The following is a 17,577-nucleotide window of genomic DNA, read 5'->3' on the forward strand; positions in this document are numbered from 1 at the left end:
GCTCAGGGCGCGTCGGGTGTGGGAGCGCTCAGCGGACCGTGATCATCGAGGCGGTCAGCTGACCGAGTCGTTGTAGTTCTCGATCACCCCGGCGATGTCGCGCGTCTCGGTCTGCATCGCGGTCTGCGGGTCCTGGCCGATCAGCGCCTTCTCCAGGCCGTCCTCACTGGCCTTGCGGATCTGCGGCATCGACCCGGCTACGCAGCCGGTGGTGCTCGGGCCGAGCTCGGTGGCGTCGAGCGAGCGGATCGCCACCCCGAACAGCGGGTTGGCCTTCAGGTACTGCTTCTCCACCGGCAGGTCGAGGGCCCGGTTGTTGACCGGGAAGTAGCCGGTGTGGGTGTGCCAGTAGGCCTGCGACTCCGGCGAGACCAGGAACTTCACGAACTCCCAGGAGGCCTCCTTCTCGGCGTCGGTGTGCCCGAGCCCGGAGATCCACAGGCTGGCGCCGCCGATCGACGGTCCGCGGCCGTCCGCCAGGCTGCCGCTCACCGTCGGGAACGGCGCCGCGCCGAGCTCGAAGTGCCCCTGGGCGGCTGCGCTGAACGCCTTGAGCGTGCCGGTGGACTCGAGGGTCATCGCGGTCTGCTGGGCGGTGAAGGCGTTCTGCGCGGCCTTGGTCTGCCGGCCGGTGTTGACCGCGAGCCCGTCCTTGACCATGGCCTGCCACCAGCCGAGGGTCTGCACCAGCTGCGGCGAGTCGAGCGCGACCCGGGTGACCCGCTGCCCGGTGCGCCCGTTGGCCGGGTCGCAGTAGAGCTGGCCGTCGGTGGCCATCAGCTGCTCGAGGAACCAGCCGTACACCGCGGCACCGAAGCCGTAGGAGACCGGTCCCCCGTTGATCTTGCTCAGCTTCTCGGCGTCGGCGCGGATCTCGGCCAAGTTCTGCGGCGGGTCGTCCGGGTCGAGCCCGGCCTTCCGGAAGGCGTCCTTGTTGTAGTAGAGCAGCGGCACCGAGCTGTTGAGCGGCATCGACCAGAGCTTGCCGGCCACGGTGTAGTAGCCGGCGATGTTGCGCTGCAGCGCGCTGAGGTCGTAGCGGTCCCGGTCGACGAAACCCTGGATCGGCACCACCTGGTGCGAATCGATCATGAACTGGGTGCCGATGTCGTAGATCTGCATCATCGACGGGGTGCTGTTCGACTGCACCGACGCCTTGTACTTGGTGATCGCGTCGTCGTACTCGCCCTGGTAGACCCCGACGACCTTGATCCGTCCTGCGTGGGCGGCGTTGAACTGGTCGATCAGCGCCTGCAGGGCGATCCCGTTGGTCGAGTCCATCGAGTGCCAGAAGGTGATCGTGGTCAAACCCGGGGCACGGGACGCCGCGTCGGCTGCCGGGACGTCGAGACTCCCCTTCGGCCGGTTCCCCGCACACCCGGCGAGCAGCACCGCGAGGACGGCGAGCAGGAAGGCGGTCAGCGCAGCCAGCAGCCGGCACGATCGGCCGCCGGACCGCGGTGCGGCGAGCCGCACGTCGGTGCTCACTTGCCCGACCCCGCCGTCAGACCGCGGACGATGAAGCGCTGCCCGAACAGCACCAGCAGCAGCGTCGGTACCAGGGCCAGCACCACCCCGGCGAGCACCATCCCGGGATCGTTGGCGTCGGCGGACTGCAGCTGGGTGATGCCGATCTGGATCGTCTGGTTCTCCGGCGTCTGGCTGATCAGCAGCGGCCAGAAGTACATGTTCCAGGCCGACAGGAACGACCACACCCCGAGGGCGGCCAGGGTCGGTCGGGTCAACGGGATCACCACCCGCCAGAGGAAGCCGAAGGTCGAGACGCCGTCGACCCGGGCCGCGTCGCGGAGCTCCATCGGAAAGGCGAGGAACGCCTGCCGCACCAGGAACACGCCGAACCCGGCGGCCAGATACGGCAGCGCCAGCGCGAAGATCCCGTTGACCAGCCCGAGCTCGGCCATCGCCAGGTAGTTCGGGATGATGATCGACTCCCAGGGGATCATCATCGTGCTGAGCAGCAGGAAGAACCAGAACCGTCGGGCCCGGAGCCGCAGGAACACCAGGGCATAGGCGGCCAGCACGCTGGTGATCAGCTGGCCGAGCACGACCAGCACCGCCACCGCCGCCGAGTTGAGGTACTGGCGGGCCAGCGGGATCACCTGGAGTGCCGTGGCGTAGTTGCCGGCCACGAAGCCGTGCAGCGGCCACAGGTGGGCCGGGAAGGTGTTGATGTCGGCCGGTGACATGAAGCTGCCGACCAGCACGTAGTAGACCGGGAAGAGCAGCACGACGAACAGGACCCCGAGGCCCACGTAGGTGCCGATGTGTCGGCTGCCGCGGATCCGGGTCGAGCCGGAGGGTCGGCGCCCGGTCGCGGGGCCCGACCGGGGCAGGGTCGCGGTGGCCATCAGTTGTAGTAGACCTTCCGCTCGAGCACCCCGAACTGGACGGCGGTGATCGCCAGCACCACGATCAGCAGCACGATCGCCTGCGCCGACCCGGCTCCGAAGTTGGAGTTGTTGTTGGCGAAGGCGACCTCGTAGATCGAGTAGACCAGCGTGGTCGTCGACCGGTCCGGTCCCCCGGTGGTGAGGATGTTGATCTGACCGAAGCTCTGCAGGGCCTGGATGGTCCCGGTGACGACGAGGAAGAACAGCTGCGGGGTGATCAGCGGCAGCATCACCCGGGTCTGCAGCTGGAGGCCGCTTGCTCCGTCGAGCCGGGCCGCCTCGATCACGTCGTCGGGCACCGCACCGAGCCCGGCCGAGAGCACCAGCATGGTGTAGCCGAGCTGCATCCACACCGAGGTGATCGCCACCGACACCAGCGCCACGCCGGGATCGGTGAGCCAGCCGACCGCGTCGATGCCGACCAGGGAGAGCAGGCTGTTGATCACCCCGGTGGCCGGGTCCATCATCACCCCGAACAACACCGCGGCGGTGGCCACCGAGAAGGCGAACGGCAGGGCGAACGCGGTCCGGAAGAACCGGACCAGCCGGATCCGTCCTGCCAGGAGCAGCGCCAGCACCAGACCGATCAGCAGGCTCGGGATCACCGTCAGCAGGACGAAGCCGAGGGTGACCAGGAGGGTCCGGCCGAAGTCGGGGTCGGTCAGCAGCTCGACGTAGTGGCGGGCCCCGACGAACCCGTTCGGCCGGCCGAAGATGTCACTGCGCTGGAAGGACAGGTAGACCGAGCGCCCGAGCGGGACGAAGAAGAAGCAGATGAAGACGACGAGCGCCGGGACCAGGTAGACGAAGGCCGCCAGCTCCTCGCGTCGCCGGCCGCGGCCTGCGCGCTCGGACGGCCGGGGTGGGGCCGCACCGGCCACCGGGGACGCCGTAGTCACGGAAGGAACATACCGAGACCCTGCGTTCGCGGTGAGACAGCCATCTTCGGTCAGCGCGCCGTCGTCCGTTCGACGGACCGTGACCAGCGACCAGCGGGGTCAGCCGCCGACGGCGTCGGCGAGGGCGTCGGCGCGGTCGGTCCGCTCCCAGCTGAAGCTGTCGAGCTCGCGGCCGAAGTGGCCGTACCGGGCGGTGTCGGCGTAGATCGGCCGGAGCAGGTCGAGCTGGGCGATGATCGCCGCCGGGCGCAGGTCGAACACCTCGAGGGCCGCCTGCTGGATCTGCCCGACCGGCACCTTCTCGGTGCCGAAGCACTCGACGTAGAAGCCGACCGGGTGCGCGGCGCCGATCGCGTAGGCGACCTGGACCTCGCAGCGGTCGGCCAGCCCGGCGGCGACGACGTTCTTGGCCACCCAGCGCATCGCGTAGGCGGCGGAGCGGTCGACCTTCGACGGGTCCTTGCCGGAGAACGCACCCCCGCCGTGCCGGGCCATCCCGCCGTAGGTGTCGACGATGATCTTGCGTCCGGTCAGCCCGGCGTCGCCCATCGGGCCGCCAACCTCGAACCGGCCGGTCGGGTTGACCAGCAGCCGGTAGTCGCTGGCGTCGAGCTGGTAGCGCTCGAGCACCGGCTCGACCACGTGCTTGCGGACGTCGGGCACCAGCAGCGCTTCGAGGTCGACGTTGGCCGCGTGCTGGCTGGAGACCACCACGGTGTCCAGCCGGACCGGCCGGTCGAGCCCGGACACCGGGTCCGGCGCGTACTCGATGGTCACCTGGACCTTGCCGTCCGGACGCAGGTACGGCACCACCTGGTCCTTGCGGGCCACGGCCAGCTCCTCGGCCAGCCGGTGCGCGAGGTCGATCGGCAGCGGCATCAGCGTCGGGGTCTCGGTGCAGGCGTAGCCGAACATCAGGCCCTGGTCGCCGGCGCCCTGGCTGTCGTACTGCTCGTGGCTCGCGCCCGTCCGCTCCTCCCAGGCCCGGTCGATGCCCTGGGCGATGTCGGGAGATTGCGCACCGATCGCCACGCTGACGCCGCAGGAGTTGCCGTCGAAGCCCTTGGTCGAGGAGTCGTAGCCGATCTCCACGATCCGGTTGCGGACGATTTTGGGGATCTCGACGTAGGCCTCGGTGGTCACCTCGCCAGCCACCACCACCAGTCCGGTGGTGACCAGCGTCTCGACCGCGACGCGGCTGCGGGGATCGGCCTCGAGCAGCGCATCGAGGATCGAGTCGCTGATCTGGTCGGCGATCTTGTCGGGGTGGCCCTCGGTCACCGACTCGGAGGTGAACAGTCGTCCGGCCATGGTGCCTTCCGTCGAGCCGTGCGTGGTGTGCAGCGGCCCAGACTAGCGGCCGGACCGCACCGCCAGGGCGGCATCCCAGATGAGGTGGGCCAGCGCGTCCTTGGTGCCCGCGTGCGGTCCGTCGGCGGCCGTCTCCCCCTCCGGACCGTCGGGACGGCTCAGCAGCGTGATCTCGCTGTCGGCCTTCCCGAACACCTTGCCGCGGCCGACCGCGTTGAGCACCAGCAGGTCGCAGCCCTTGCGGGCCAGCTTGGCCACGCCGAGCGCGCGGAGCGCGGCCGGGTCGTCGGCGGTCTCGGCGGCGAACCCCACCAGCACCTGCCGGGTCACCTCGCGCCGGTCCCGCTCGGCGACCAGTCCGGCCAGCACGTCCGGGTTCTGCACCAGCGACAGCTCGAGCCCCTGCTGGGGTGACTCCTTCTTGATCTTCGCCGCGGCGTACTCGCGGGGGGCGAAGTCGGCCGGCGCGGCGGCCATCACCACCACGTCGGCGTCGGCGGCAACGGTGCGCATCGCCTGCTCGAGGTCGCGGGTCGAGGTGACGGTGGTCAGCCGCGCCGTGCCGGGCGCCGGGCGCTCGACGTTGGCGGCGACCAGCTCGACCTCGGCGCCGCGGAGCAGGGCGGCCCGGGCGAGGGCCCAGCCCATCAGCCCCGACGACGCGTTGCCGAGGAAGCGCACCGGGTCGAGGTGCTCCCGGGTGCCGCCGGCCGACACCGCGACCCGCAGCCCGGCCAGGTCCCGGGCCGCGGCCCGCTCGGCGAGCCCTGGGCGTTCGAGCAGGGTGGCGGCCACCGCGGCGATCTCGGCGGGCTCGGGCAGCCGGCCCGGTCCGCTGTCGGCTCCGGTGAGGCGGCCGTCGTCGGGGTCGAGGACGACCGCGCCGCGCGAGCGCAGGGTGGCGACGTTGGCCACCGTGGCCGGGTGCCGCCACATCTCGGTGTGCATCGCCGGTGCGAAGAGCACCGGGCAGGTCGCGGTGAGCAGGCAGTTGGTGAGCAGGTCGTCGGCCCGGCCCTGGGCGGCCCGGGCCAGCAGGTCGGCGGTGGCCGGCGCGACCACCACCAGCTCGGCGGCGCGGCCGAGCCGGACGTGCGGCACCCGGTCGACGTCGTCGTAGGTCGAGGCGGTCACCGGCTTGCCGCTGAGCGCCTCCCAGGTGGCTGCGCCGACGAACCGCAGGGCGTTCTCGGTGGGCACGACGGTGACGTCGTGCCCGGCCTCACTGAGGGCGCGCAGCAGAGTGCACGCCTTGTAGGCGGCGATCCCGCCGCTGACGCCGAGCAGGATCCGGCTCATCGGGTGTCCCCTCCGGACCGACGCCGCTGGGAGGGGCGGGTCAGGCCGGGGTGTCGGGGTCGGTGAACTCCGGGACCGCGGTGACGGTCGCGGTCGGGGTCTCCTCCGCCTCGGCCTCCGGGTCGATGTCGGTGCAGGTCAGCACGCCGGCGTTCACCTCGCGGAGCGCGATCGACAGCGGCTTCTCCTGGACGCCGGTCTCGACCAGCGGGCCGACGTGGTCGAGCAGACCCTCGCCGAGCTGGGAGTAGTAGGCGTTGATCTGCCGGGCCCGCTTGGCCGCGAACAGCACCAGCCGGTACTTCGAGTCCGACTTGGTGAGCAGCTCGTCGATCGGCGGGTTGGTGATGCCCTCCGGGGATGCGTTCGTCACAAATTACCTTCGCGCAGTGGTTCGCCCGGGGCCGGACGGACGTCCGGGATCGGGTCTTCGGTCAGCCCGGCGCCCTCGTCGGGCGTCAAGCCCATCAAGCTTACAAGCCGGGCGACGGCCGAGTCCACGTCGTCGTTGACCACCGTCGCGTCGAAGTCGTCGACCTGGGCCAGCTCCTCGCGGGCGGTCTGCAGCCGGCGCTGCTGCTGGGCGTCGGTCTCGGTGCCACGACCGGCGAGCCGCCGCACCAGCTCGTCCCAGCTCGGCGGCACCAGGAAGACGAAGAACGCCTCCGGCCAGCTCGACCGGACCTGCCGGGCGCCCTGGGTCTCGATCTCGAGCACGGCCCGGCGACCTGCGGCCAGCGCGCGGAGCACCGGCTCGCGCGGGGTGCCGTACTTCGCCGCCCCGTGCACGACCGCCCACTCGAGCAGCTCACCGTTCGCGGCCATCGCGTCGAACTCGGCGTCGCTGACGAAGAGGTAGTGGACGCCGTCCACCTCACCCGGCCGGGGCGGCCGGGTGGTCGCCGAGACCGAGACCCACACCTCCGGGCGCCGCGCGGCGAGCCGCGCCACCACCGTCCCCTTGCCGACCCCCGCGGGGCCGGAGACCACCGTCAACCGCCGGTCGCGGCCCTCGGCTGCGCTCAGCCGGTCGGCGTCGGGCACGGGTCCGGCGGCGGGGTCGAGTTCATGAGAACTCGGAGATTAGCCCCGCGACCTGGTGCTTGCCCAATCCGCGCAGCCGCCGGTTCGGGGCGATCTGCAGCTCGGCCATCACCCGGCGGGCGCGGACCTCACCCACCCGTGGCAGCGACTTCAGGGCGTCGACCACCTTGGTGTGCGCGACGATGTCGTCGCGCTCGGCCAGGTCGAGCGCCTCGGCGAGGCTCAGGCTGCCGTCGCGGAGCCCGTTCTTGATCTCGGCCCGTCGTCGGCGGGCCTGGGTCGCTGCGGTACGCGCCAGTTCTCGCTGCGCGTCGGTCAGGGCCGGGATGCTCACGCCATGCTCCTCTGAGGCGTTCAGGGGGTTTCCGCCGGTGTCTTGACGGTGGTTCGACACCACGTCTGCAGGTCCACGACGACGAGCACGGGGTGTCAGGGGAAAAGTACCGTATCCGAATAAATCCCACAGCTTTGCTTCGGCTCCGGAGACGCGTGTCCCGAGGACGCGGCCGCACGACCCGCCGCACGACCTGCCGCACGACCTGCCGCCGGGCCCGGTCTCCCGCCGCCGGGACGGGTGGGCGTCAGGTCCGCGGCCGGTACTCCGCAGCGGTCCGCTCGACCGCCGCCGCCAGCGTGGCGGGGTCCGGGCCGGTCGCCATCACCGCCCGGCTCGAGGACGGCAGCACGAACCGCGCGGCCGCGCCGAAGACCCGCGGCAGGTCGTCGGGTCCGGCGCCCTGCGCCCCGATGCCGGGGGCGAGCACCGGCCCGCTGACCACCCCGAGGTCGAGGGCGGCCACCGTCTCGGCAGGGATGGTCGCGCCGATCACCAACCCGAGCGAACCCCAGGCGCCGGGCTCCCCCGTCGCCAGCTCCTCGGCGTTGGCGCGGCTGACCGCAGCGACCACCGCCTGGGCCACCGCGACGCCGTCGAGGTGCCGGGCCCGTTGGACGTCGGCGGCCTCCGGGTTCGAGGTGGCGGCGAGCACGTAGACCCCACGACCCGAGCCGAGGGCGGTGGCGATCGCGCCGTCGAGCGAGCCGATCCCGAGGTACGGGCTCAGGGTGACCGCGTCGGCGGCCAGCGCCGAGCCGTCGGTCAGGTAGGCGGCCGCGTAGGCGTCCATGGTCGAGCCGATGTCGCCGCGCTTGACGTCGAGCAGGCTGAGCAGCCCGGCCTGCCGGCAGTCGGCGAGCACCCGCTCGAGGGCGCGGATCCCGGCCGAGCCGAAGGCCTCGAAGAACGCCGACTGGGGCTTCACCAGGGCGACCCGGCCGGCCGCCGCCTCGACCATCGCGCGGCCGCAGCGCTCGAGCCCGTCGGCGTCCAGCGACAGCCCCCAGGCGGTCAGCAGCGAGGGGTGCGGGTCGATCCCCACGCAGAGCGGGCCGTGCTCGGCGACCGCCCGGGCCAGCCGGGCACCGTAGGCGATCGGTCGCTCGACCGCCTCCGCGGACGGGTCCGGGGTCTGGGTCACGGTCGCCTCCTGGCGTGCTGGTTGATCGCGCGGACCAGACCCGGTCCGGCGTAGATGAACCCGGTGTAGAGCTGGACCAGCGCGGCGCCGGCGTCGAACAGCGCGGCCGCGTCCGCCGCGGTGAGCACGCCGCCGACACCCATCACCGGCAGGTCGGTGTGCGCGGTGAGGTACCCGACGACCTCCCGGGCCCGGCGGGTCAGCGGGGCGCCGGACAGCCCGCCGGCCTCGCGGGCCAGCGCGAGCTCGGCGTAGCGGACGTGCTCGCGGGCCAGCGTGGTGTTGGTGGCCACCAGCCCGGCCACCCCGGTGTCGGTGCAGACGGCCAGCACCTCGTCGAGCGCGGCGTCGGTCAGGTCCGGGGCGATCTTGACGAAGATCGGCAGCCCGGCCGCCGCGGGGGCGGTGTGCAGCGCGGTGAGCAGGCCGGCGAGCGCCGCGCGGTCCTGCAGCCCGCGCAGTCCGGGGGTGTTCGGGCTAGAGACGTTGACCGCCAAATAGTCCGCGTAGGGCGCGACCAGGTCGAGCGCGGCCAGGTAGTCGGGCACCGCGTCCTCGACCGGGACGACCTTGGTCTTGCCGATCGAGATGCCCAGCGGGAGCCCGAGCGCGGCGTTGCCGCGGCGGACGCCGAGCCGGTCGAGCCGGCCGGCCAGCGCGGCCGCGCCGTCGTTGTTGAAGCCCATCCGGTTGACGATCCCCCGGCTCGCGGGCAGACGGAACAGCCGCGGCCGGTCGTTGCCGGGCTGGGCCTGCGCGGTGACCGTGCCGAGCTCGGCGAACCCGAACCCGAGCGGGCCCCAGGCCCGGGCCGCCCGCCCGTTCTTGTCCAGCCCCGCGGCCACCCCGACCCGGCCCGGGAAGGCGATCCCGGCCACCGTGACCGGACCGGCGGGTGCTCCGCCGACCACCCGCAGCAGCTTGCGTCCGGGCGGGGTGCTCGCGACCAGCTCGAGCAGCCGCAGGGTCTCCTCGTGCACCCGCTCGGCGTCGCCGCCGTGCCGGCGGAACAGCACCGGGCGGGCCAGCCGGGTGTACCCGGCCCCGACCAGGCTCATCGCCGCGCCCGCGTCACGCCGGTGACCGGTTCAGGAGAGCACCGCCGCGTCAGGTTCGGCCGCGGTGACCGCGACCCGCCAGTCCTGCAGCGACCGGACGCCGATCTCCGGCCCGACACCCTGCGCCGCGCCGATCAGCGCCTCGATCCCCTGCACGGCGGCCGCGAGCCCCTGCACCGTGGTCACGCACGGCACGTTGCGGGCCACCGCGGCGGTGCGGATCTCGTAGCCGTCGAAGCGCGGCCGGCCGTCCGGGCTGAGCCCGTGCGGGGTGTTGAAGATCAGGTCGACCGCGTCGTCGAGGATCGCCTGGACGATGGTCGGCTCGCCGTGCGGGCCCGGGCCCTGGCTGTGCTTGCGGACCGTGGTGACCGCGATCCCGTGCCGGCGGAGCACCGAGGCGGTGCCGGCGGTGGCCAGGATCTCGAAGCCGAGGTCGGCCAGCCGCTTGACCGGCAGGATGACGTGCTTCTTGTCCCGGTTGGCCACCGAGATGAACACCGCGCCGGTGGTCGGCAGCGGGCCGAACGCGCCGGCCTGGCTCTTGGCGAACGCGGTGCCGAAGTTGACGTCGAGCCCCATCACCTCGCCGGTCGACTTCATCTCCGGGCCGAGGATGGTGTCGACGCTGGTGCCGTCGACGGTGCGGAACCGGTTGAACGGCATCACCGCCTCCTTGACCGCGATCGGTGCGCCGTGCCACTCGGTGCTGCCGTCGCCCTCGGCCTTGAGCATCCCCTCGGCCCGCAGCTCGGCCACGCTCGCGCCGAGCATGATCCGGGCGGCCGCCTTGGCCAGCGGGGCCCAGGTCGCCTTGGAGACGAACGGGACCGTGCGCGAGGCGCGCGGGTTGGCCTCGAGCACGTAGAGCGTGTCGCCGTGCAGGGCGTACTGGATGTTGATCAGGCCGCGGACGCCGACGCCGCGGGCGATCAGCTCGGTGGACACCCGGATCCGGTCGATCACCTCCGCGCCCAGCGTGATCGGCGGCAGCGCGCAGGCCGAGTCGCCCGAGTGCACGCCGGCCTCCTCGATGTGCTCCATCACGCCGCCCAGGTAGAGCTCCCGGCCGTCGTAGAGCGCGTCGACGTCGATCTCGATCGCGTCGTCGAGGAACCGGTCGACCAGCACCGGGTGCTGCGGGCTGACCTCGGTGGCCCGGTCGATGTAGGCGGCCAGGCTCGACTCGTCGTAGACGATCTCCATCCCGCGGCCGCCGAGCACGTAGGAGGGCCGGACCAGCACCGGATAGCCGATCGCGGTGGCGATCCGGCGGGCCTCGTCGAAGCTGCGGGCCATCCCGTGCTTGGGCGCCGGCAGGTCGGCCGCGGCCAGCACCTCGCCGAACGCGCCCCGCTCCTCGGCCAGGTGGATGGCCTCCGGGCTGGTCCCGACGATCGGCACCCCGGCGTCCTTGAGGGCCTGGGCCAGCCGGAGCGGGGTCTGCCCGCCGAGCTGGACGATCACCCCGGCCACCGGGCCGGCCTGCTGCTCGGTGTGCACCACCTCGAGCACGTCCTCCAGGGTGAGCGGCTCGAAGTAGAGCCGGTCGGAGGTGTCGTAGTCGGTGGAGACGGTCTCCGGGTTGCAGTTGATCATGATCGTCTCGTACCCCTGGCCGCCGTTCGCCGGCGCCGCTCCGAGCGCCATCGAGGCGTGCACACAGGAGTAGTCGAACTCGATCCCCTGCCCGATCCGGTTCGGCCCGCTGCCCAGGATGATCACCGCGGCGCGCTCGCGCGGGCGGATCTCGGTCTCCTCGTCGTAGGAGCTGTAGTGGTAGGGCGTCCGGGCCGCGAACTCGGCCGCGCAGGTGTCCACGGTCTTGTAGACCGGGCGGACCCCGAGCGCCCAGCGGACCCCGCGGACGACGTCCTCGTCGAGGTGACGGAGCCGGGCGATCTGGGCGTCGGACAGTCCGTGCCGCTTGGCCTCGGTGAGCAGCTCGGCGGTCAGCTCGGGCGCGTCGCGCACCTCGGCCGCCACCTCGGTGATCAGGAACAGCTGGTCGACGAACCAGGGGTCGATCCTGGTCGCCTCGTGCACCTGCTCGGGAGTCGCCCCGGCGCGGATGGCCTGGACGGTGAGCGCCAGCCGGCCGTCGTGCGGACGCGCGGCGCGGGCCAACAGCTCCTCGGCGCTCTCGGTGATCTCGCCGGCCAGGTCGAACGGCGCCCGCGGGTCCTCGAGGCTGCGCAGCGCCTTGCCCAGCGCCTGGGTGAAGTTGCGGCCGATGGCCATCGCCTCGCCGACGCTCTTCATGTGCGTGGTCAGCGTGCTGTCGGCGGTGGGGAACTTCTCGAAGGCGAACCGCGGAACCTTGACCACCACGTAGTCCAGGGTCGGCTCGAAGCTCGCCGGCGTCCCGACGGTGGTGCCGTCCTCGGTCTCACGCGTCGTGATGTCGTTGGGGATCTCGTCGAGGGTGTAGCCGACGGCCACCTTGGCCGCGATCTTGGCGATCGGGAAGCCGGTGGCCTTGGAGGCCAGCGCGCTCGACCGCGACACCCGCGGGTTCATCTCGATCACGATCATCCGGCCGTCGGCGGGGTTGATCGCGAACTGGATGTTGCACCCGCCGGTGTCGACCCCGACCGAGCGGATGATCGCGATGGCGACGTCGCGCATCCGCTGGTACTCGCGGTCGGTCAGCGTCATGGCCGGCGCGACCGTGATCGAGTCGCCGGTGTGGACGCCCATCGGGTCGAGGTTTTCGATCGAGCAGACGATCACCACGTTGTCCGCGCGGTCGCGCATGACCTCGAGCTCGTACTCCTTCCAGCCCAGGATCGACTCCTCGATCAGCACCTCGGTGGTGGGGCTGGCGGCCAGTCCGGCGCCGGCGATCCGGCGCAGGTCCTGCTCGTCGTGGGCGAAGCCGGACCCGACCCCGCCCATGGTGAAGCTGGGGCGGACGACCAGCGGGTAGCCGAGCTGGTCAGCGGCGCCGAGGACGTCCTCGATGCTGTGGCAGATCACGCTGCGGGCCACCTCGGCGGGACCGCCGGCGATGCCGGTGAGATTCTCGACCACCTGCTTGAAGCTCTGACGGTTCTCGCCCCGGCGGATCGCGTCGATCGAGGCGCCGATGAGTTCCACGTCGTACTTGGCCAGCACGCCCTTGTCGTGCAGGGCCATCGCGGTGTTGAGCGCGGTCTGCCCACCCAGGGTGGCCAGCAGGGCGTCCGGGCGTTCCTTGGCGATCACCTTCTCGACGAAGTCGGGGGTGATCGGCTCGATGTAGGTGGCGTCGGCGAACTCCGGGTCGGTCATGATCGTCGCCGGGTTGGAGTTGACCAGGATGACCCGGTAGCCCTCCTCGGCGAGCACCCGGCAGGCCTGGGTGCCGGAGTAGTCGAACTCGCAGGCCTGGCCGATGACGATCGGCCCGGAGCCGATCACCAGGATCGAGGAGATGTCGGTCCGCTTGGGCATCAGGCCCTCCCTCCCTCGGTGCGGCCGCGCCGGGACCGCATCAGGTCCACGAACCGGTCGAACAGGTAGCTGGCGTCGTGCGGACCGGCCGCGGCCTCGGGGTGGTACTGCACGGTGAAGGCGGCGAGCTCGCCATCGGGGTCGCGGAGCTCGAGGCCCTCGACCACGTCGTCGTTGAGGCCGACGTGGCTGACCCGCGCCGAGCCGTACGGCGTCTCGACGTCGACGCCGATCGGGGCGTCGACGGCGAAACCGTGGTTGTGCGCGGTGATCTCGACCTTGCGGGTGCCGAGGTCCATCACCGGCTGGTTGATGCCGCGGTGACCGTAGGGCAGCTTGTAGGTGCCGAAGCCCAGGGCGCGGCCGAACAGCTGGTTGCCGAAGCAGATGCCGAAGAACGGCACCCGGGTCTCGAGCACCTGCTGGAGCAGGGCGACCGGCTCGGGCGAGGCGGCCGGGTCGCCGGGACCGTTGGAGAAGAAGACGCCGTCGACGTCGAGCGCGGTGATCGTCTCGAGATCGGTGGTGGCGGGCAGCACGTGGACCTCGATGCCCCGCTCGGCCATCCGGTGCGGGGTCATCGACTTGATGCCCAGGTCGATCGCGGCCACCCGGAGCGGGCGCTCCGCGCCGTCCACACCGCCCTGGGCCGGGATCCGGTAGCCCTGGTCCACGGTGACCTCGCGGATCAGGTTGGCCCCGGCCATCGGCGGGGTGTCGAGCACCCGGGCCAGCAGGGCCTCGGGGTCGAGCGTCTCGGTGGAGATGCCCACCCGCATCGCCCCGCGGTCGCGGAGGTGCCGGGTCAGGGCGCGGGTGTCGACGTCGGCGATGCCGATCACCCCCTGCTCGGCCAGCGCCGCCTCCAGCGGGCGGCGCGAGCGCCAGTTCGAGGGCACCCGGGCCAGGTCGCGGAGCACGTAGCCGGCCACCCAGATCTGCCGGGACTCGTCGTCCTCGTCGTTCCAGCCGGTGTTGCCGATGTGCGGGGCGGTGGCCACCACCACCTGCCGGCGGTAGCTCGGGTCGGTCAGGGTCTCCTGGTAGCCCGACATGGCGGTGGCGAAGACCGCCTCGCCGAAGGTCTCACCGGTGGCGCCGAAGGAGGTGCCGCGGAACGCGCGTCCGTCCTCCAGGACCAGCAACGCCGGTGGTCGATGCCGCCTCCGGTCGGGGATCGGCGAACTTCCGGGCGCGCGAACAGGGACCGACGCAGACATCAACCGTCCTTTCCTGCCTCACGGGACAGGTCTTAAAGGGTGGCGTGTGGATCGCCCGCCAGGCTAGCAGCCGGCCGCCGGGTCGCCCGCATCGTCCATCGGCGCGGTCCCAGACTGAGCGACTACCCTCTCGCGCGTGGCGGGCGTCGAGGAGGTCGAGCGCGAGCTGACCCGTTTCCTCCGACGCGCGCGTCGGGCCTCGCGCGGTCTGGCCGGGCAGGTCCACCCCGAGCTCGACGCCGCCGGGTACGCCGTGCTGGTGGTGGTCGAGGAGGAGTCCCGGATCGACCCGGTCCGCTCGGGCGAGGTGGCCACGGTCCTCGGGTTGCACAAGTCGCAGGTCAGCCGGTCGCTCGCCGGGCTCGAGGCGCTCGGGCTGATCCGGCAGCACCCGGACCCCGACGACGGCCGCGCGCGGCTGGTCGACCTCACGCCCGCCGGCCGCGACGCGCTGACCCGGGCCCGGACCGGACGCCGCGCCGAGCTGACCTCCAAGCTCGACGGCTGGACCCAGCAGGACCTGGTGGCGTTGGCCCGGCTGCTGGGTCGCCTCAACGACGACCTGGACTGACGTCACTCTTTCCCGCGCGAGGCACCCACTTATTCTGATAGTTGCGGAATACAACGGTTCTGGTTATCGTTGTGTTCAGCAACCAAAGGAGTGACCGACATGCTGACCGAACCCCGCGCCGCCGAGCTGCTGGGCGCGCTCTCCTCGCTGATCCGCACCGGCCGGGTCGTCTCGCAGCGATCGCACGGCACCAGCGCCAGCGGGACGCAGTTCGGCGTCCTCAAGCTGGTCTCCGAGCAGGCCATCCGGCTCGGCGACATCGCCACCGCCCTGATGGTGGCCCCGTCGGTCGCCTCCCGGGCGGTCTCCGCGCTCGAGACGGAGGGTCTGGTCCAGCGGCACCCCGACCCGGCCGACGCCCGGGCCTGCCTGATCGGGCTGACCGACCTCGGCCGCCAGCGGCTGCGCGAGCGGCACAGCTTCTCGCTGACCCAGCTGCGTGAGGTGCTCGCGGACTGGGACGACGACGAGGCAGCTCTGGCGGTGGCGCTCTTCCGCCGGCTCGAGGGCGGCGTCGGCGAGTTCGTCAGCCGCCTGGCCGGTCAGCCCGTGGTCGGCCGGCCCGACGACCCCGGCGGCACCGACGCCGCGCTCACCCCGACCTCGACCGCCGGACTTCCCCAGATGGAGCACCAACCCGCATGACCACCGCCACCGTGACCCGCACCGAGTCCGCCGCCGCGCCCGCGCCGCAGCGGCAGCTCAGCCACAAGGAGATCCTCGAGGTGATGACCGGCCTGCTGGCCGGCCTGTTCACCGCGCTGCTCTCCTCCACCATCGTGTCCACCGCGCTGCCGACGATCATGGCCGACCTGCACGGCACCCAGCGCCAGTACACCTGGGTGATCACCGCCTCGCTGCTGGCCATGACCATCTCCACCCCGATCTGGGGCAAGCTCTCCGACCTGTTCAACAAGAAGCTGCTGATCCAGATCTCGATCGTGATGTTCGTGGCCGGGTCGGTCGGCGCCGGGCTCTCGCAGTCGGTCCCGCCGATGATGGCCTTCCGCGCCCTGCAGGGGCTGGCGATGGGCGGCCTGACCGCGCTGACGCAGTCGATCATCGGCTCGATCATCCCGCCGCGTGAGCGCGGTCGTTACAGCGGCTACATGGGCGCCGTGATGGCGGTCAGCACGGTCTCCGGCCCGCTGCTCGGTGGCGTGATCACCCAGCACATCGACTGGCGCTGGTGTTTCTTCGTCTGCGTCCCGCTGGCGGTGATCTCGCTGATCGTGCTGCAGAAGACGCTGCGGCTGCCGACCGTCCGCCGCAAGGTGCACTTCGACTACCTCGGGGCGATCCTGATCGCGATCGCCGCCGCGCTACCGATGCTCTGGGTGACCTTCGCCGGCCAGGACTACGACTGGATCTCCTGGCAGTCCGGGTTGTTCCTGCTCGGCTTCCTGGCCGCCGCCGGGCTCGCCGTCCTGGTCGAGCTCAAGGCCCGCCACCCGATGGTCCCGATCCGGGTGATGAGCAACAGCACCACCGCGCTGATGATCGTGGCCAGCCTCGGTGTCGGCGTCACCATGTTCGGCAGCGGCACCTTCCTCACCCAGTACTTCCAGCTGGCCGGCGGCAACTCGCCGACCCGGGCGGGTCTGATGACGATCCCGCTGATCATCGCGCAGATGCTGTCCTCCACCATCGGCGGGCAGATCGTCAGCCGGACCGGTCGGTGGAAGCCGATCATGGTCTTCGGCTCCGTGCTGCTGCTCGCCGGCCTGGGCGGGATGGCCACCATCGACCACGGCACGCCGTACTGGCAGGTCGCGATCTTCATGGCGGTGATGGGCGTCGGCGTCGGCACCCTGGTGCAGAACATCGTGCTCGCGGTGCAGAACACCGTCGACGTCAAGGACATCGGCTCGAGCTCGGCGATCATCAGCTTCTTCCGGTCGCTGGGCGGGGCGGTCGGCGTGACCGTGCTCGGCGCGGTGCTGGCCGACCGGGTCGAGTCCAAGATCACCGGCGCGCTCGGACCGCAGGCCAGCGCCGGCGCCGGGGCCGGCACCCTGGACATCAAGGACCTGCCGGCCGCCGTCCAGACGGTGATCCACACCGCCTACGGCGACAGCTTCGGGCTGCTGTTCGGGATTGCCGGCGCGATCGCGATCCTCACCCTGGTCACCGTGATCGCGGTCCGGGAGGTCCCGCTGCGGACCACCATCGAGCTCAAGCCGTCGGCCGGAACCGACGCGCAGCAGCCGGTCTCCGGAGCCACCGAGGCCGCCGGGGCGGTCCCCACGGCGACCCTCCAGCCGAGCCGGGTCGAGACCGCGGACGGGCCCTCCGCCGAGCTCGAATCCGTCGACGGCTTCGACCGCGACGCGCTCGACGACCCGGCCGAACGACAGGCCGTCGCGGCGATGGACGTGCTGCGGGCGGCGCAGGAACAGGCCCGTCAGCAGCTGGTCGCGGCCCGCGACAGCCACGCCGACGTGGCCGAGCGGATCGAGCAGGTCGGTCGCGACGCCGACGCGGCTCTGGCCCGGTTCCACGCCGAGCTCGACCAGATCCAGGCCCGGCTGCGCGCCGAGACGCCCGAGGGCGCCCCGGTGATCCAGGACGGCAGCGGCGGCACCGACCTGCGACGCTACGAGTACGGCCTGCTGCTCAGCAGCCAGCAGACGGCCGACCGGCTCAACCGGATCGCCCGGCTCGAGGCGGAGCGGATCCTGGCCGACGCCGAGCAGCAGCGGGCCGACCTCGAACACCGGATCGAGCTGCTCCGGCGTACCGAGGCCGAGCTGAGCGAGAAGGTCAAGGCCCGGCTCGAGGCCTGAACCAGGCTCGGAACGAGTAGCTGGGAAACAGGTGCCGGGAACGACAGACGTCCCGGATCCGACCG

General features: G+C 71.9%; 15 protein-coding genes. 3 read left to right on the forward strand and 12 right to left on the reverse strand.

Annotation, left to right across the window (positions count from 1 at the left end; all coding sequences use genetic code 11):
* Positions 1–54: 54 nt before the first annotated feature.
* The 12 genes from FHX74_RS13440 to carA all read right to left on the reverse strand — a co-directional run bounded on the left by FHX74_RS13440 (position 55) and on the right by carA (position 14,080).
* On the reverse strand, positions 55–1,488 hold the full coding sequence (locus FHX74_RS13440; protein WP_328823816.1) for an ABC transporter substrate-binding protein: 1,434 nt from the start codon (positions 1,486–1,488) through the stop codon (positions 55–57).
* Positions 1,485–2,369, reverse strand: coding sequence for a carbohydrate ABC transporter permease (locus FHX74_RS13445; protein ID WP_182560687.1), 885 nt, complete (start codon positions 2,367–2,369; stop codon positions 1,485–1,487). The genes FHX74_RS13440 and FHX74_RS13445 overlap by 4 nt, the downstream gene beginning before the upstream one ends.
* Complete coding sequence (locus tag FHX74_RS13450) at positions 2,369–3,310, reverse strand: carbohydrate ABC transporter permease (RefSeq protein ID WP_328823817.1); 942 nt, start codon at positions 3,308–3,310, stop codon at positions 2,369–2,371. Before FHX74_RS13450 ends, FHX74_RS13445 begins: the two co-directional genes overlap by 1 nt.
* 99 nt (positions 3,311–3,409) lie before the next feature.
* Positions 3,410–4,621, reverse strand: coding sequence for a methionine adenosyltransferase (gene metK, locus FHX74_RS13455; RefSeq protein ID WP_182560688.1), 1,212 nt, complete (start codon positions 4,619–4,621; stop codon positions 3,410–3,412).
* A gap of 42 nt (positions 4,622–4,663) precedes the next feature.
* Complete coding sequence (gene coaBC / locus FHX74_RS13460) at positions 4,664–5,920, reverse strand: bifunctional phosphopantothenoylcysteine decarboxylase/phosphopantothenate--cysteine ligase CoaBC (protein WP_182560689.1); 1,257 nt, start codon at positions 5,918–5,920, stop codon at positions 4,664–4,666.
* 40 nt (positions 5,921–5,960) lie between these two features.
* Complete coding sequence (gene rpoZ, locus FHX74_RS13465) at positions 5,961–6,293, reverse strand: DNA-directed RNA polymerase subunit omega (RefSeq protein WP_328823818.1); 333 nt, start codon at positions 6,291–6,293, stop codon at positions 5,961–5,963.
* Positions 6,290–6,964, reverse strand: a complete 675-nt coding sequence (gene gmk / locus FHX74_RS13470; protein ID WP_328823819.1) for a guanylate kinase — start codon at positions 6,962–6,964, stop codon at positions 6,290–6,292. The genes rpoZ and gmk overlap by 4 nt, the downstream gene beginning before the upstream one ends.
* A 22-nt stretch (positions 6,965–6,986) precedes the next feature.
* Positions 6,987–7,298, reverse strand: coding sequence for an integration host factor, actinobacterial type (mihF, locus tag FHX74_RS13475; protein ID WP_182560690.1), 312 nt, complete (start codon positions 7,296–7,298; stop codon positions 6,987–6,989).
* Positions 7,299–7,545: 247 nt separating this feature from the next.
* Positions 7,546–8,442, reverse strand: coding sequence for an orotidine-5'-phosphate decarboxylase (gene pyrF, locus FHX74_RS13480; RefSeq protein ID WP_328823820.1), 897 nt, complete (start codon positions 8,440–8,442; stop codon positions 7,546–7,548).
* Positions 8,439–9,500 carry a quinone-dependent dihydroorotate dehydrogenase gene (locus tag FHX74_RS13485; protein WP_182560691.1) on the reverse strand — a complete coding sequence of 354 codons (1,062 nt, stop codon included), beginning with the start codon at positions 9,498–9,500 and terminating at the stop codon, positions 8,439–8,441. The genes pyrF and FHX74_RS13485 overlap by 4 nt, the downstream gene beginning before the upstream one ends.
* Positions 9,501–9,530: 30 nt before the next feature.
* Positions 9,531–12,935 (reverse strand): carbamoyl-phosphate synthase large subunit, encoded by a 3,405-nt coding sequence (gene carB / locus FHX74_RS13490; protein ID WP_182560692.1) that lies wholly within the window; start codon positions 12,933–12,935, stop codon positions 9,531–9,533.
* Positions 12,935–14,080 (reverse strand): glutamine-hydrolyzing carbamoyl-phosphate synthase small subunit, encoded by a 1,146-nt coding sequence (carA, locus tag FHX74_RS13495; protein ID WP_235970691.1) that lies wholly within the window; start codon positions 14,078–14,080, stop codon positions 12,935–12,937. The genes carB and carA overlap by 1 nt, the downstream gene beginning before the upstream one ends.
* A 211-nt stretch (positions 14,081–14,291) precedes the next feature.
* Between carA and FHX74_RS13500 the strand changes: the two genes are divergently transcribed.
* From FHX74_RS13500 to FHX74_RS13510, 3 genes are all read left to right on the forward strand, one after another.
* A complete protein-coding gene (locus tag FHX74_RS13500; protein WP_182560694.1) occupies positions 14,292–14,726 on the forward strand; it encodes a MarR family winged helix-turn-helix transcriptional regulator in 435 nt (144 codons plus the stop codon).
* A gap of 99 nt (positions 14,727–14,825) precedes the next feature.
* Positions 14,826–15,371, forward strand: coding sequence for a MarR family winged helix-turn-helix transcriptional regulator (locus FHX74_RS13505; RefSeq protein ID WP_182560695.1), 546 nt, complete (start codon positions 14,826–14,828; stop codon positions 15,369–15,371).
* On the forward strand, positions 15,368–17,512 hold the full coding sequence (locus tag FHX74_RS13510; protein WP_220483917.1) for an MFS transporter: 2,145 nt from the start codon (positions 15,368–15,370) through the stop codon (positions 17,510–17,512). Before FHX74_RS13505 ends, FHX74_RS13510 begins: the two co-directional genes overlap by 4 nt.
* Positions 17,513–17,577 lie beyond the last annotated feature (65 nt).

Source organism: Microlunatus kandeliicorticis, from assembly GCF_014137855.1.
GTDB lineage: Bacteria > Actinomycetota > Actinomycetes > Propionibacteriales > Propionibacteriaceae > Microlunatus > Microlunatus kandeliicorticis.